The 16692-nt window shown below is 59.4% G+C and carries 8 protein-coding genes; 4 read left to right on the top strand and 4 right to left on the bottom strand.

Features of this window, described 5'->3' with window-relative positions; genetic code table 11:
* The first annotated feature begins 41 nt into the window (after positions 1 to 41).
* Together KEC55_RS33555 and KEC55_RS33560 are read left to right on the top strand one after the other, a co-directional pair.
* Positions 42 to 986 carry a hypothetical protein gene (locus KEC55_RS33555; RefSeq protein ID WP_282511728.1) on the top strand — a complete coding sequence of 315 codons (945 nt, stop codon included), beginning with the start codon at positions 42 to 44 and terminating at the stop codon, positions 984 to 986.
* Positions 987 to 1018: 32 nt separating this feature from the next.
* Positions 1019 to 2269, top strand: coding sequence for an ATP-grasp domain-containing protein (locus KEC55_RS33560; protein WP_282511730.1), 1251 nt, complete (start codon positions 1019 to 1021; stop codon positions 2267 to 2269).
* 60 nt (positions 2270 to 2329) lie between these two features.
* Here KEC55_RS33560 and KEC55_RS35185 read toward each other — a convergent pair whose 3' ends face one another.
* The 4 genes from KEC55_RS35185 to KEC55_RS33575 form a co-directional block, all read right to left on the bottom strand.
* On the bottom strand, positions 2330 to 2857 hold the full coding sequence (locus KEC55_RS35185) for a phosphotransferase-like protein (RefSeq protein ID WP_432626324.1): 528 nt from the start codon (positions 2855 to 2857) through the stop codon (positions 2330 to 2332).
* 652 nt (positions 2858 to 3509) lie between these two features.
* On the bottom strand, positions 3510 to 11228 hold the full coding sequence (locus KEC55_RS33565) for a CHC2 zinc finger domain-containing protein (protein ID WP_282511732.1): 7719 nt from the start codon (positions 11226 to 11228) through the stop codon (positions 3510 to 3512).
* Between the two features lie 681 nt (positions 11229 to 11909).
* A complete protein-coding gene (locus tag KEC55_RS33570; RefSeq protein ID WP_282511734.1) occupies positions 11910 to 12785 on the bottom strand; it encodes an alpha/beta hydrolase family protein in 876 nt (291 codons plus the stop codon).
* A 153-nt stretch (positions 12786 to 12938) separates the two neighbouring features.
* Complete coding sequence (locus tag KEC55_RS33575) at positions 12939 to 13556, bottom strand: GNAT family N-acetyltransferase (protein ID WP_282511736.1); 618 nt, start codon at positions 13554 to 13556, stop codon at positions 12939 to 12941.
* 218 nt (positions 13557 to 13774) lie between these two features.
* Between KEC55_RS33575 and KEC55_RS33580 the strand changes: the two genes are divergently transcribed.
* Complete coding sequence (locus KEC55_RS33580; protein WP_282511738.1) at positions 13775 to 14977, top strand: AAA family ATPase; 1203 nt, start codon at positions 13775 to 13777, stop codon at positions 14975 to 14977.
* A 4-nt stretch (positions 14978 to 14981) separates the two neighbouring features.
* Positions 14982 to 16685, top strand: coding sequence for a cobaltochelatase CobT-related protein (locus KEC55_RS33585; protein WP_282511740.1), 1704 nt, complete (start codon positions 14982 to 14984; stop codon positions 16683 to 16685).
* Positions 16686 to 16692: the final 7 nt, after the last annotated feature.

A 16692-nucleotide genomic window follows, 5' to 3' on the forward strand; every position in this document is an offset into this window, starting at 1 on the left:
TCCGGCTTCACCTCCGTTCGCCGCCGGCCCGAGGTTCGCCCGTGCGCGCGCTGATCGCCGCGACCGTTCGGCGTGGGCCGACCGTGCTCGCGTGCGGCGTCGTCCTCGGGCTGCTGGTGCCGCCGCTCGCGGACCTCGCGCGGCCGCTGATGCCCGTCACCGTGTTCCTGTTCGTGCTCGGTACGCTGTTGCGCGTCGAACCCAGCGCCGTGCGCGCGGTCGCGCGCCGGCCGGCCGTGTCATTGCTGCTGCCCGCCGTGACGATGATCGCGTGCCCGGTCGCGCTCGGCATCGCCGCGCGGCTCGCCGGCATGCCGTACGACTGGGTCGTCGCACTGGTGATCGCGTACTGCGCGCCGCCGTCGAGCGGCACGTCGACGATCGCGCGAATGCTGTCGCTCGACGCCAGTGTCGCGCTCGTCGCAACGCTCGCCTCGATGGTGTTCGTGCCGCTTACCGCACCGCTGCTGACGGCCTGGTTCAGCCACGATGCCGCCGTGTCGATCTCGCCGTTGAGTCTCGCGTTGCGGCTGGCGCTGCTGATCGGCAGCGCGGAAGGCGTCGCACTGCTCGTTCGGCGGTTTGCCGGTTCGCGGCTCGACCGCTATGCGACGCCGATCGACGCGATCGTCGTCGTCGCGCTGCTGGTGTTCGCGCTCGGCACGATGGCCGGCATGCAGCAATCGATCATCGACGCGCCGCACCGTGCATTGACCGCGATCGCGCTCGCGTTCGCCGTGAACGCCGGCTTCCAGATCCTCGCTTACGGACTGACGCCCGGCGACGTCCGTACGCGGCTCAATGTGGCGCTGATCGTCGCCAATCGCAACGTCGGCCTGATGTGGGCCGCGCTCGGGCTGGCCGCGACGCCGACCATGGCGCTCGTGTTCACGTGCGCGCAGTTGCCGATCTATACGCTGCCGCGCGTCATCCAGCACCTGCTGCCGCGCCTCGAAGCGCAACACCTGCGCCGGCGCACGCGCTAACCCCCTCCTCCGTTCCCGATCAAGGATCCGACATGAAGCGACTCATCGTGATCGGCGCGCGCGCCACCGGCAGCAGCGTCGCGCTGGTTCGCGCCGCGCTGACACGCCAGTTGGCCGTGACCGTCATCACCGCGCCCGGCCATCGTCTCGACGGCGTGTTTCCCGACGCCGTCGAGACGGTGAACCTCGAGCCCGACGCCGGCCAGCTCGCCGGCTGGCTGCGCACGCGTTTTGCGAATGAACTCGACACACTGCGCGTGACGACCGCGCACGACACTTATGCGCGCACCGCCGCGTGGGTCGCCGACGCGCTCGGCCTGCCCGGCCCCGATGCGCGGCACGTCGCGCACGCCGTGTCGAAATCGAACCAGAAAGCGCTGCTCGCCGCGCACGGCATCCCGGCCGCGCAGTTCGTCACGGGCACGCTGGCCGCGCCGACGGCGCTCGCGGCCGCGGCTGCCCCGCTGCGCTTTCCGGTCGTCGTCAAGCCGTCGGAAGGATCGGCGAGCGACGGCGTGCGGCGCTGCGAGGACATCGCCGGCGTGCGCGCGCAGCTCGATGCGCTCGCCGCCGCGCAAACCGATGCGCAGTCGCTCGCGACCGAACGTATCGTCATCGAGGAATTCCTGAGCGGAAGCGAATACTGCGTCGAGTATTTCGACGGCCGCTATGTCGGCGCGCTGCGCAAGCTGAAGCGGCATGGCGCCGGTTTTCTCGAACGCGGCTATACGTCCGAACTCGATCTCGATGCCGACACGCTGCGCGCGCTGATCGAGGTCGGCGCGCGCGCGACCGCGGCAGCCGGGCTCACGTGGGGGCCCGTGCACCTCGACTGCATCGTGCACGACGGCGTGCCGCACGTCATCGAACTGAATCCGCGCATCGCGGGCAGCTTCATCTGCGATATCGTGCGCGACGGGTATGGCTTCAACGTCGTCGATGCGTTGCTCGACAAGCTCGACGGGCGTGCGGTGGCGATCCCCGAGCTGTTCGAGCCGCACGCGTATGCCCGCGCCGAATTCCTGCTCGACAGCGATCCGCGCGCGTGGCGCTTCGCGCAGGCCGGCGAGATCGACGATGGCGCGGTCACGCTCAGTTACGGGCCGCAAGTGCTGCCCGATCGCGAACGGCGCGCGTTTCTGTATGTGCGGGTCGCGTTGCCGGCGGGGCGAGGGTCGGCGGAACACGCGGGATTGTCGGCCGGACACAGCGGTGTCGTGCGGTCGACGCTAGGTGCGGCACCTTCTCCTTTTCCGGAGCCTTCAACCGGAAAGGTGTCCTGACACATTCGCCGGGTTTTCCGGAGTGGTTGCTGCGTTGCCTGGGCGCATCCGTGAGGTACTTCACGCGAAATCACGCGCCTCGTTCGTCGATGTGGGCGCGGATACGGCGGGCGCCCTCGTCCGGGCTGCATGTCGATGTGTCGATGCGCATCGAGTACGACCGTGAATAGGCAGGATGTCCGAACTGGGATCTGGCCATTCCCTCGCTCCGATCCGGCCTCGCACGTTCGCGCTGCTCAAGTATGGCCAACGGACACGAAACGCCAACGACGACTGTTTGGCGAGGTGACAGTGCAGCAATGCACGCGTCCAGTGCCGGAGTATCACGAAGGACGAGGTCGACAACGATGTCGAAATGACTGCCCGCAACGCAGCGGAGCGGAGCGTCGACTGCAGGTTCAGATGATGAAGTCTGATCGCCTGGTTGAGTTCGTCGTCCGACCGCATGTCACGCCTGCGCGACATTTCGACAAACGCGTCCAGTGAAATGTGAAACATGGGCACGTCCGAGCTGTCCTGGAGTGCCCTCGCCAAGCTGCTCTTGCCCGCACTGGTCGGGCCGTGCAACACGATCGCGATTGGTTTCATTTCGAATGGCGGTGAGTGTGGCTGGGGTGTTTCAGTGTTAGCACGAAGAATCTATGGCAGGACCTATGCGCGCGCTGTTCACGATCGATAGATCTCGCCCCATATCGGCCCGGTCAGCCCTTCGCAAACCGATCGGCCCGCTCTGAAGTAAAACAGTCACTCTGGAAGGGCATCGTCGCTGACCGTTCGCTGGTCTGTGAGGAATTCGGAATGGGGACGAAGAAACGACGGCTATCAAATTCTGACTGGCCGTTCAATGGAGGCCTGATTGAGCTGCGGCTATTCTCGCTAACGAATGCGTATTGTATGCCTGCATACTTATAGGTTATGGCACGAAACCACAACGCGCGCATATCTGTCTGAAGGCGCGGCGGGTGGAAACTAAATTGGCAAGACCAAGCCGTTTCTTGTGGCACCGGAAAAACCGGAATCTGTCACTACCCGGACGGCGAACCGGATGGCGTCGTAGACGGCTGTTGTCGTTTTATCTCGCAGCGGCGACGTTCAAGGCCACAAAGAAGGTTTCCGGAAACACTGATCGTTCCCGCTGTCCGTCCGCGGACAGCGGGAACGATCGCGACAAATGAACCGAATGCCTTTTGAAAGCCTGACTTCTGGGCTGGGCTCCCCCGAGTCCCAGAAAGGTTGCGCGTTATCTTGAGCGATCTGTTGGCATCGACGACGGATCGTCATTTGAGAGCCCTGGAACAAAGATTTCGACTCCCGATGATGCTTGAGTGGCTGGAGAACTCTCCACCCATAGCCAGTCCACAAGCGCTGGCGGCATTCCAACGAAGACGTTCGTATTCCAATATTTCTCCCAATGGTTAAATCGTTCGTTGAAAGGTCTCGCTAAGCTTTTTTTCGGATCCGTGCATTTGTTCCTAGCTGCGAGTTGTGTCGAAATGCATTCCTTTAATTCCCTGATACCCGGAGCTGTGGGTTCAACGATGCGACTCATGATTTGCGAGGGGACCAAATAAGCTAGTCTATCGTGCAAATTGGACCTGAATTTCAGTGACTCATTTCTATCAACTTCTACAATAGGCAAGTAAGCAACTAACTGAAGTGGATTAGCTAGTGCCTGTGGTCTCGGTTTGCCTTCATGCATAAATAGCGGATCAACGTCGGCGATAACCATTGCCTGCTCACTATTGCCAAGAGCGTCGGATCGGCCATTGTAATAAATACCCTTTGACCACCCAGCATAAGGAGTTATGTTTGTGTCGCTGTGGACGTTGTACTCACCCCCATTCCAACTATTTCGCCCGATGAAGCAACTTCCTCCGACCGAATGGCTATCGACGGCATTGCAAAAGACGGTCGTCGCCCCGCCGGCGAGCAAGGCGGCTTGGCCGAAGATCCAATAGTCAGCCGATCTAGTTGTCATCGCTGGCACAAGAAGAATTGAACGTCTCTTCATCGCCCCTGTTTTATCAGAGATACCCAGAAATTTCGCAACGCCCTCTATGTCGGCTTGTACTTGCTTCATCGCGAGCTCTTCGTCAATTCTTGACCCGAATCGACGAGCTAATTTGTGCAGCTCTACAGCGAGTGTTTGATGGTTGGCAAGGCTCATTGGTAAAAATAGCTCTGAGCATACAAACTCTGCGAAACATTCCAAATGTCTCAGTTTTTCGACGTAATGGAGTATTTCGGCGGCCGACACCACCTCTGAGGTGACAGAACGAAGCCCGCCTTTCGAACGACGCTCCAGCTCGTGCAACAGCCCTGAACTGGAAAAGAGTGGGGCCAATGGTTCCAGCGGAGGGTTAAAGACTTCAGAAGCGGCGAGAGATGGATACTTCTTCCTCCGCGAGAAGGTACAGACGATTCGCTCACCACTTTTCAACTCCAAGGGCGATAGCATGGTTAGCACTGCACTATGTTCACCAGAAATGTAATCTCCGCTGCTTCCCTTCGTAACGACAGACGACGACTCAAACGTCTTCTGATATTCTGGTAAACCGAGAATCTCCCGATATACTTTTTCGAAGTTCAAATCTGTCGATTTGCCGTGCAACTTGTACGTGCCGGCCAATATTGAGGGGGCCCCTGTCCTTAGCTGCAGCTGATTTTTCAGCCAACCGACCGTATCAGGTCTGACTGAGTACTCCGGGAGTACCAGAAGATCCACCTTGAAGCTTTCGCACGCGGCCAGGGCTTCAGTGAGGAACTGTCGGCGACGGTATTCAATTTCACTCGCTTCAAACGGTAAAAGGGGATTAGATATTCCCGCGACAGGTTCTCTTCTTGGCGGCCATTTCTTGTCCCATTTGTCCGCATCAATTGCAGGATGATGATAAGTCTCATGGAGTTCCCACTGCATCAGGGCGATGCGTACGTGTCCAAGAGACTTCGCCTGCCTCAACTGCCAAGTGTTCTGCTGCAGTGCTCGCCAATTTGCCCGCTCCCCCAATGACGATGAACCGGAAGGAGTGGAGGTTTCCTTGGATCTCCACAACGCATCATTGGTCTCGCGTAGCTCATTGATCGACGAATGCGATTCTTGCGTTTCGCCAGATTGGTTACCTATTTCAGACGTCTTGTCGGTCGTATGAATACCAGTCTCGAATACGCTACGGCCAGCCGTTTCGGAAACGTTATCTAGCATGTTCGACGAAACATCACCCTGTGAGTCGTGATGAGCGAAAGTCTCTTCGTTTACCAATCTGCCAAGCCGCGCATCGCGCGCGGCGACGAGTAAAAGGTTTCCTTCAGCGTCTCGTGTTTCATCCCAGACGCTGAGAATTCGCCTGCCTATCGTAACCCGCTCTGGCTTTGATCCTCCGCCTAAGAGAATCTGCCAAGGTGCGACGCTCCACTTACCTCCGAATGAATCAGTGAAGCTACGATCCGTAGGATCAAGTCTCCACGGCCCGACTATCCGAGAAGTATGGTTGAGGCCGATATTCGCCTCGAACTCGCCGACTATGAGTGCGCTCGAGGCAAACGAAGGTGTCGCCCATTGTGTAAGCACAGCTGCGCGGTCACATTCAAACGGCCAGTCGGGATGGACACCGTCTCCATCTTCAACAGTCGAAGACCCAATCGCCGCAAGGCTTTTTGCCAAGGCTTTTGTGCGATCAACTTGACTAGTGCTCCATTCGCCTATCAACGGTCTTCTTATTAATCCGTTTATCAGGCCAATTCTTCCCGCCAATAAAACCAGCCAACCGAGCGGGCTAATTCCTGAGAATGCCCGCTCCGAAGTTCCTTCGGCAATTTTTTTTTGGAAGAACTCTGTAAGAGCGCTAACGGATCCATCAGGCCGATCAAAAAGAAAACCTCTCTCTTCAATTTGCCAGATTTCGGCGACTTCACCATCGAGGGGTAGCGGCCACTCTTCCTTTCCTGGAAGGGCCTCCACTGAAAACGTCAACTCACGTAACCACGCGGATATAGCGGCAAGCCGCAATCCTGAGACCAGTACTGTGAAGCTTCGATCTTGCTCTTCGATACGCTCAGTGGCCAAACGTAACGACGACAACCTATTGGCTAAAGTCCAGTATGTCCGCGGAAGTGTGCGATCCGTCGACAGTGTGTTTACAGTATCCGGCTCAGAGGGTTGACTCAGCCAGCCCAGTTGTATCCGGCTGACGACGCGCATGGCAACTTGCTCGAAAAAAGCTCCCGTGATGCCAGGATAGTCGAGCGGTACATCAGTCGCGAGGCGTGAGCGCATTCCCGCCGTCTCGGCTTCGCTAGAAAGCACGTAGGCCATCGCGCTGTGGTATTCCCCGTCAACTGGGAATTTTCGCAACAGGTCAAGTGATCGGGCAACGGATGCCGGAATGTAATCTCGTCCTGGCGGGGACTGGAGTACGCGTCCGTTTACGTATGCTCCCCGCAACTTACGAAGTACGTTACGAAGAAGATGCGCGGCTGGTTCGAGGCTGTCAGCAGCGTCGTGACGACCAAGAGCAAGCGGATTCAATGAAGCGTACTGATCGAGATCACTTCGAAACCCAAATAAATCGGACAGAAGAACTCCAGCTCGCCAATGCCGACCATATAGTTCGGGCACATCGTACGTCTGCAAGCCCCGTGCGCCGCTGCGCACGAATGCTAGGCCATCAAGCGACGATCGCGGGTACCGTGGCGAGAGTAGTGTTAGCTCCAGTGAAGCTTCGTCGGGACTCTCGGGACGCACGTTGACGACCAAATATGGCCAAGCCGGCGCAAATTCGGCACCGTCGATCCGCATATCCTGCTCGACAATATTATTTAGCTTTGCGATCGACTCGTAAGCATCCGCGATCCACGCCAAACTACGGGTAGTTATTGACAACGCGGGAGGTTGCAACAGCGCGTAAGCAGGCGAGTTGCCTCCAGTCCATGGGGCGCTAAACATTTGAAGGCCATCCACCCCTTGGACTTGCTGCCAATCGAGCGCGATTTCTTCAACTGTTCCGCTCGCGGACGCAAGGCGGAAGCTCGGAAGCAACACTTCCTCATCTTCTCGTTGGGGCGTAACCCACCATAGGGTCGAGATTTTTACCCAATTACCATCTCTCTCAGCATGCGAAATGAGCAGTAGCCCTCTCGCAGGCACGCCCGGCAAAGGTGGAAGAGGGAGCTTTTCTCCGCCTCCCTGTAGTAAATGCCCTCGTCTTGATAGCAACTTTGCCAGATGCTGCCTTGGCGCAATAGCAGCAAGCGTCTGGAGAGAAAGAAACGTAGTCTCTCCGTCGTGCTTTTGCTGCGTGCTGAATGGATCATCGTCATTCGGCAATAGACCACGTAGCAACGGCAGAAACCTATCATGCTCTACCGAAAAATGCGCTGCTTTGTCGTCCCTCAGCCATCGCTCCATCCTTTCGAGGTCGCTTTCAAACCCTGATAGCGGATCCACATCTGAAAAATCAGTTTCCGATGCTAGCGCCGCGATTGCACGATGGATCCATTGAAAGCCGTCGCTCAACACATTGAGCTCCAATTGACCGCTAGAGGTTACTGCGACCCCCGTTGTACCAGTCCTCCAAGTTTCCGCATCGGTAATAAGTGATCGCCGCAGCGAAGCACGAAGCGGGTCACCAAGATGACGGAGCAAAATCTGGACTGTTTCGTCGCGAGAATCAGCCATGGGGGCATCATCGGTCAAACACGCGGCCTTCCAACGCATGCAGATGACGCGCTGGAAAAACATTCGACGCAAGCGCGCTGTCCCATGTCCCCATCCTGAGGGCGCATCTTCGCGATCGGTTTGTTCAAACACGCGTACGAATTCCAGAGAGCGCGCTACGCACGCCAGTCCGGCAATACATCTTGTCCGTTCAATTGATTCTTCTGGCGTCAAACCAAATTCGACACGGTTTGCCCTTTCAAACAGATTTTCCAAGCCCTCGATCGCATGAAATGCCGGATCATCCCAAGGGATTCGTACATCTAGTGTGAAAGGTGCGTCGGAAGTTACGGCGCCCCAAAATTTCCAGTAGCGCGCGATGACATCTTTCGCATTATATTGTGCGTCCTTGAAGGAAAGCGCAGCTTGATACCACAACCAGCGCGAAGCTTTCCCGAGTTCCGCCGGTCGTAAATCATCAGCCCTCAGTGCCGTGTAAACTTGATCTAGAACCGTGTCGGCCGGCATCGCGTACAGTCGAGAATCCCGAAGAAGCTCCAACGACGTTTGCCGGCGCGGACCTTCCGTCAGCCACATACCCCAGCCGGCGTCGCCATCACCAGATTCAAGAAGCAGCGCCTCTTCTCGCGGACCATAGGCCGGTAGCGCACGGCCCGCGGTTAAATTCTGTGAAAATTCCGCAGATGACATTGGCGCGAAATTTTCTTTCGAGACCAATTCTAGTTGCAGAGTGCGAGTGACATCCTCCGCGGCTGCTCTCAGAACGTCGAGTATTCCTTGATTTTCGGCCAAAATTACTACGTCATCGACATATCTCGCGTAGCCGGCCCGAACTACTTGATCGGCATTTAGCTCTTGTAGCTTTGCACGCATTACGGCGTCAAGCTTGAAGAGAATAATATTCCCGATCCACGCAGACAGCACTGGCCCCTGTGGTATGCCTTTCTCCCAATCAGACGCTATCGGGTGCCCCGTATTCGGATGGTAGTAGTGAAATCCGAAGCTTTGATCCAGAAGAAAATCGATAGCGGCGTGTTGGCGCTCGGTTTGTAGTGCCTTAGGACTGAGGAGCGGTGCGAAAGCCCCTTGACTATCTCCCAGGCTTTTGTACGCCGATTCAATGCTGCTACTTAAAATGTCTTTAGCGACGATACGCGTTATACGATCGTAGTACCTCTTCAAATCTAGACGGACCATATGAACATGGTTCATCGCTCGCCCCTGCTTCAGCAGCGAAGAGATGAAACCACGCCAGCACTCAAAATATGGACGAAACATTCCGCCCTCGCTAGGAGGAGAGCGGCCTTCTAGCGCATCCATGTCGACTTGGTACGCAAAACTCAACGTCTCGCTATGTTCAGTTCTTCCTGATTCGCCCGTTGTCCGCACGTGATCAATTGAGCGATAGTAACGAACTGCCGGAATATGATTGCTAAATTTTGAATCGGAACCGTCATCTAGACGCTCCGTGAGGATTTCGTTCATTAAATACTGCTGTACGATCAAATCCTCAATACATGGCATTGCCTTAAGGCGCTCTTCATTCTTACCAAATCCTCTCGACACGAAAACGGCGTCGAAAGGCTCGATTGGTTGAAACTGAACCTGCTGGAGGCGCGTTATGAGACCTTCGTTAAACGCGGTGGCGGCAAGTGATACGCGCCTCCATGCCGCAATATCTGAAAGCACCTCGCCTTTGTTTGCACCCGCCTGAGCGAGCTCACGCGCGATATTCAGTTTCAGTGCGATTTCTTCCGCGGACTGAATCGGTAGTTCAACACGTGCAGGAGCCGGATTCTGAATAAATCGCCAGACATCTTGATGCCACTTTCCATATGAATCAGAATGTGCCGCTCCCGTTGTCAGGACGCGATCGACAAGGCCACCTGCCAAGCTCTCAAACAGTACCGCTAGGCGATACTTCGCTCCAAGGGGAATAGTCTCCCAGCGGTTATCTTCCAGGATGTCTATCGGGGGAACCCTGAGCCGCTCAGCCAGAAGTGCTACCGCGACCGGATGAGTGGAACGGTCAAGATACGCAATTGCTGGCTCTGGCGCATCGAACATTCTGAGTAAATCGTCCGGATCTTTAATTGAAAGCGATTGCGCATGGGTCGATTGACTGTCCAGTGGCCAAACGAACCCTAGCTCGAGGCGCACGTCTTTATCAAATTTGAGAACAGTTTGTATGGATGCTGCAGCCCCTTTCAACCCCGCCCCGTCTTGGTCCAGGAAGAATCGGACCTGCAAGGGAGCCATGTCGGGCAACGTACCAGCGAAGTCGATTAAAATTCGAGCTTGAGCGTCTGACATACGCGCGCCGAGAACTGCGACGGCGGACAAGCCAATGCTCTCGAGCCTCAAAGCATCAACCAGCCCTTCGCAAACGTACACGACCGGTTTGACGCCATCGGCTAAGTCGGCTTTGATTTTGGCAAGCGCGAAATTTGCTCGGTACAGCACCTGCGATTTAGGTAGGTTCGGTGAATAGAGATACTTCGGCGCTGGCGACTCATTCAGACTTCTCCCCGCAAAACCTAACATTCTCCCTGAAGCGTCTCTTATTGGGAAAATCACCCGGCCATCGTTAAAGAAATCTCTATATTGCCCTCCGAGATTTAAATAAGTCTCTGCGGTAGCAGCATCTGAATTCTTTCTTTCAGGTCGTATTAGACCTGCACTTTGCAATTGACCAAGTAGCTCCCTAAATGCACCAAAATCCGAGCGACCGCTTTCAACATAATTCACAAGCGTCGCCGGGGCAGCAAATCCCAACTCCGCCGTTACGGCGACTTCGTTGGGCAGAGCGCGAGCCTTTAACCACTCTTCAAGTACCTTCGTATCTTTCTGCCTGTATACTCCGATTACACGCTCGAGAACACCGGAATTTTCGGGCGCCAGTTCAACGGTTGCTCGACCTATTGTTGTCTGCGACTTCTTTGGTAATGCACCCCTAGCTAGTGCTGGCGACGCTAATCCATAGGACGACGCCAGCCAACGCACCGCCTCCACAAAGTCCAATCCTTTCGACTGCTTGACTAGTTCGAAGATATCGCCATGAGCGTTGCAGACAAAGCAGTGGTAGTGCGCCTTGTCTCGCGGTGTACCCGAATACAGCGCCATAGATGGATTCGTGTCGTTATGAAATATGCATTGCGCATATGAACGATCACCTACTCGCTTTACCGGAATTCCCAGCCGCTCGGCGAGATCATCAATTCGAATCGTGTCAGCCAGTTGTTCAATTAGACGACGGGTTTCGCTTCCGGGTTTTGTCGGTCTCATTTTTAATATTCGATACAGAGGGTTTTCGGCTTTGGGACTTCGATACAAAGGGTGTGCAACTCTAGCACTCTGCGCGAACCCAAGCCGACAGTCTATCAACAATTGGCAGCCCGGCGGCATTGTCATCCAAGCGGCTAGGGGTTGGTTTAGATTCGGCGGAAATCAAAAGACTAACCGTCATTGAAAGACTCGTTGGCTGAGCCATTTCTTTATGACCAAACTTGGTCGCTAGGCCGCGCTCCTATTGGCGTAGTATTTATAGGATCCATGGCTCCAGCCATGTGGCTCGCAGATGGTCGACCTAGCAGCAGTAAACCTTGCCTTTTCCGCTGCGACCGTGATGGTTGTCCCGCGTGGCTGAGCCAAGTTCTGCACCAGTTGAGAACGCACATCCGTTCGCAGCGAGAGCGGGCGCTCGTGTTCACGCAAGTGTAAGAATGGCTGAAGCTCGATCTGAAGCGGCCTTCCGGACGGTATCACATAAACTTTGGCAGGGAGGATGAGAGGGCGCTGGCTCGCGGTATTCGAGTGACAGCTTGCGAAGCGGAACCGCCCCCGAATGTCATTGCGTATCCGCGGACGAATGTCGCTTAACGGCCGATACTTGCTCCCGGCTCTACCCCAATCAGACCATCAAAAGTCGCCCCATACCGAACCAAACCTCCGCATCGATCATAGTCGTCATCGAACCGGAAATCCCTGACGCTCGAGAAACTCCGATACAACGGGCTCCCAGACGTCGATACCGCGCGCAAACAGCAAATGCCCATTTTTCTCGAACGGCGGAAGCAGCCGATAGTCGGCATAGCCCCCGGCACGAACAAATGCATCGTGCCAGGCGCTGCTGTACGTCGGTGCGAAGTACTGGTCATTTTCGGTATAAATCCACAGCATCGGGACGCGCGCCGTTTTTCCGAATCGCGAATACATGGCTTCCAGCCGTTCGCCCTGACAGGGGACGCCGGGGTGCTCGACCGGATCGCCGCCGGAACCGCCAGCGAAGTTGATCGCCCCGACCACGCCGTCCGGATTGTCGGCCGCCATGGCCGTCGTGACGAAGCCGCCGACCGATTGCCCGACAATGACGATGCGATGCGGGTCCACGTGGGGCTGCCGCCTCGAGTAGTCAAGTACGGCAAGCTCTTCCGTGCGCGCCGCCTCGATCATCGGCACATAGTCCTTCTGACGACATTTGCCGCTGTATTCCGGATCGAATTGCGTGCCGAACTGACCGTAGCCGATGCGCGTCGGCTCGAATACGGCGAAGCCCCGTTTCACGAAATAGGCGACTTGCCGGGTGAAGCGAAACCGCGGCGGCGTACCGCGATCCGATGCGCTGCGACCATGATTGAGAATCAGGATCGGAAATGGCCCATCGCCATCCGGAAAGAATTGCGTGATCGCAACCTTGCCCGTTCGCTCCGCCCCGTAAAAATCCTTCACGGTCACGTCGATTGTCGACACGGACTCGTGAAGGTCCGACCTGAGTTGCTCGGCGCGAACGCCGGGGATCACGAGCGCAACGCATATCCAAAGCAGGCGTCTGGCAATCGTCATAGCGACCTACCTGTCGAGAACGATGGATTCAGCATGGTCACAACGGAACCGTATCGCGCGCACCGGCTACGTCCCGCGCGGCAACGAACGCTGGTCGATTCCCGAGGGCTTCTTCTTGATCCTGCGTCACCCTGGTAGCCGGGACAAGCGCCGTCACAAACGACGCCCGAGCAATTGCCCCGGCCAACCCTCCACGTCGAAGGTTGAAATACGCTCATACCCGCAGGACTCGTAAAAACGCACCAGCGCCCCCGTCCCGCCGCCGTAGCAGTCCACGCGCAGGCGCGCCACCCCGGCAGCCCGGGCGCGCTCGTCCGCGAAGGCCATCAGGCGCCGGCCGACACCGCGCGCCTGGGCATCACGCCCCGCCACCAGCACTCTCACGTAGATTTCCGGCTCGGTGGCGGCAGGCACGTAGGGCATGGACTCGCCCAGGATCAACGCGCCCAGAATGCGGCCGTCCGCCCCTTCCGCCACCCACGCCTCGGGCAGCGCACAGGCTTCGGTCACGAGCGCAATCCGCTTCGGCGACGTCGACCAGGGCTCGCGGCCCCATTGCCCCTCGTTGCCAATGGCGACGAACCAGTCGATCACCTCGTCGAAGATCCCCAGCACCGCCGGCACATCAAGCGCGCTGGCGCGGCGTATCACCCGTTCGTCGACTCCTGTCACCGTCACGTTCCACACTCCTTCGCCGGCTTCAACGACCGGCGCACGATTGATGGCAATGCCGGGCCGCACGGGGACGTGCGATGGAAGCCAGGCGATCAAGCCTGCTACGTTACTGAAATTCCGCCCGGTTGATCAAGGCATGGCGAGGTACCGAGCAGTCATGCTGCGGCGCACGACCCGTGGCGTCAGCCGCCTGCGCCACACTGCATCGCGGCAGGACGCTGCCCCCGCCCATGTCGCCCGACGCAGCAAAACTATACAATCGACGCGATGCATCGAAGACATGAAGCGCCGGCCGCCCAATCTCGTCTGCCACCATGATCGCACCCGCTGCCCCCTCCTCCTCCGCCCCGTCGGTACTCGGCGTCTATCGGCAACTGGCCGACCCGTCCGCCGGACAATGGGTCGTCAGCCGTTCCGAACGTGCGCACATGTACCGGATCCAGCATCACCGGCCCGACGGCAGCACGTCGGTCGACACGGTCGTCGATGCGGACAATCTCGACGCAAAGCTGCACAAGTGGATTCAGGAAGGCTTCGTCCAGCGCGAAACCGGCGACCGCGCGGCTCCTGCTCATCGCGCCGGGTTCATGCATGACCTGCGCCGAGCGCAGGCGTTGCGACCGGCGGCAGCGAGCGAAGTAGCCGATCAGGTGCGGGTGGGCGGCGTGCCGATGCCGCGCGGCCCGGGCGGGCCGCTCGTGCCGCCGCCGAACCCGGCCTACCTGTTCACCGCACGCACGACGAACGTGCTCGAAGACATCCTCGAGAACCGCCGCATCCTGCTGATCGGCCATACCGGCACCGGCAAGACGAGCCTCATCGAACAGGCCGCCGCGCAAGCCGGCCACGGCGTGCTGCGCTCGAACATGAACGGGCAGACGACGGTCGGCGACTTCGTCGGCTTCTGGACCGTCAAGGGCGGCGAGACGATCTGGGTCGATGGCGTGCTGCCGACCGCGATGCGCGAAGGGCTGTGGCTGATCGTCGACGAAATCGACTTCGCGGAACCGGCGATCCTCGCGGTGCTGACCGCCGTGCTCGAACCTGGCGGCCGCCTGCTGCTGAAGGAGAAAGGCAACGAGATCGTCGTCCCGCATCCGTCGTTCCGGCTGTTCGCGACCGCCAACGCAGTGGGCGCGATGGGCCAGTTCCGCCACCTGTACCAGGGCGCCAACGTGATGAACGAGGCGTTCCTCGATCGCTGGCGCGTGTACCACCTCGACTACCTGCCGCCGGCCGACGAGGCGCATGTGCTGCAGCGGACCTTCGGCGCGGCCATGTCGGCGGCGATGGCCGGCACGCTCGCGTCGATCGCCGCCGACTGCCGCGCCGCGTTCGTCCGCGAGGATCTGGCCAGCGCGTTCTCGACGCGCCGCCTGCTCGACTGGGCCGAGCTGATGCTGCGCACCGGCGACCCCGAATCGGCCGCCGGCCCGACCATCTACGCGAAGGTCAGCACGGAAGACGCCGACCTGATCCGCAGCATCATCCGCCACTACATCGACGTCGGGGCCTGATGCGATGGACCGGGACGACGACGCGAGGTCGCAGCATCTGACGCGGCTGGCCCGGACGCTTACGCAACGGCACGGCATCGAGGTGCGGTTCGCGCGCCACGGGCCGGTCGTGCGGCGCGACCTACTGCTGTTGCCCGACACGCTGCTCGCCGGCGAGATCGACGACGATGCGATCACCGGCCTTGTCGATCTCCATGCGGCACGGGTGCGCTTTGGCGCGCTCGACGACGTCGCCGCGCTGGTGTCGCCTGCCGTACGGGCCATTGCGCAAGCGATCGACGACCGCCGCGTCGCCGGTTGTCTCGTCGCGATCTATCCCGGCGCGAACGCATTCCTGGGCCGGATGCGGGCGGTGTCGGCCGCCGACACGCTGCGCCGCTGGCCGCGCATGGCGTGGCGCGACAGGCTGATGTGGCGCATCGAGCGCGCGCTGTGGGGCGAACCGCCTTCGTCCACCGAACACGTTCCGTCGCTCGACGCCACACTGGCCGCGTCCGACGATCTCGTCGACGAAGCGCGCGTGTCGGCGTCGACGGCCGACAGCATCCGCGCCGCGCAGCGGATCGTCGAACGGGTGCGCGCGCTGGCATCGGCCGGGGCGAACAACATGATGTTCACGGCCGATCCGGGCAGCACGATCGACAGCACGACCATCGCCGCCGAATTCGAATCGGACGGACAGGGCACGTCGGACGACGCGCGTGCGCCGGTGGCGGCCGAATCCGGCACCGGTGCGATCGCGGACACCGCGTCGTCCACCGAATCGCCCACGCCGGGCGATACCGCGCCCGGCACGATCCGCCTGTCCGCGGACAACCGGCCGCTGCTCTCCGTCCCGCTGACGACCGCGTTCGACACCGTGACGGACTTCACCGGCAAGGGTGAACCGGCCGGCTGGCATCGTCTGCGCGCGGCGGCCCGCGCGCAGACCGAACCGCTCAAGCTCCGGCTCGAACGCGCGTTGAAAGTGGACGAGCAGACGCGCTGGAAGCGCGAACAAGAACGCGGCGCGCTCGACCGGACGTCACTCGCCCGTCTGGCGACCACCCCCGGCTATCGCACGCCGTTCCGCACCGAACGCGCAGCACCGGGACGCGACGCGGCCGTCAGCCTGCTGATCGACTGCAGCGGCTCGATGGACGGCAAGAAAATCGAACTCGCCGGACTCTGCGCAACTGCGCTGTGCGACGCGCTGATGCAGCTCGGCTTCGCCTGCGAAGTGCTCGGCTACAGCTCGGTCGAGGATGCCGCGATGCGTGCGCATTACCAGCGCTGGATCGACGACGGCCGCAGCACGTTCGGCTACAACCGGTTCGTCGAGCGGCTCGATCTGCGCGTCTACAAGCGGTTCGATTCCGACAATCCGAGCGGCCTCGCGTGCATCGAATGCGGCCACGAGAATCCCGACGGCGAGGCGTTGAGCTGGGCAGCCGAACGATTGCTGTCGAAACGTGCGCGCCGGCGGATCCTGATGGTGCTGTCGGACGGCTATCCGGCCACCGGCGACGGCAACCCGGCGATCCTGCGCACCGACCTGCGCGCACGCGTCGATGCGTTGCGCGAACAACGCGTCGAGCTGATCGGCGTCGGGATTCTCGACGATTCGGTCGAGTCGTTCTATCCGGTCAGCAGCGTGGTCGAACACCTGAACGAACTGCCCGGCGCGGCGTTCCGCGTGTTGAGCGATACGCTGCTGGATCGGCGATAGCCGCGTC

This window comes from Burkholderia cepacia (assembly GCF_029962485.1).
GTDB lineage: Bacteria > Pseudomonadota > Gammaproteobacteria > Burkholderiales > Burkholderiaceae > Burkholderia.

Bases quoted from the DNA above. Each gene is read 5' to 3' on its own strand.
- KEC55_RS33570 (WP_282511734.1), bottom strand. From the start codon at position 12,785: ATGACGATTGCCAGACGCCTGCTTTGGATATGCGTTGCGCTCGTGATC.
- KEC55_RS33585 (WP_282511740.1), top strand. From the start codon at position 14,982: ATGGACCGGGACGACGACGCGAGGTCGCAGCATCTGACGCGGCTGGCC.
- KEC55_RS33560 (WP_282511730.1), top strand. From the start codon at position 1,019: ATGAAGCGACTCATCGTGATCGGCGCGCGCGCCACCGGCAGCAGCGTC.
- KEC55_RS35185 (WP_432626324.1), bottom strand. From the start codon at position 2,857: ATGAAACCAATCGCGATCGTGTTGCACGGCCCGACCAGTGCGGGCAAG.
- KEC55_RS33580 (WP_282511738.1), top strand. From the start codon at position 13,775: ATGATCGCACCCGCTGCCCCCTCCTCCTCCGCCCCGTCGGTACTCGGC.
- KEC55_RS33565 (WP_282511732.1), bottom strand. From the start codon at position 11,228: ATGAGACCGACAAAACCCGGAAGCGAAACCCGTCGTCTAATTGAACAA.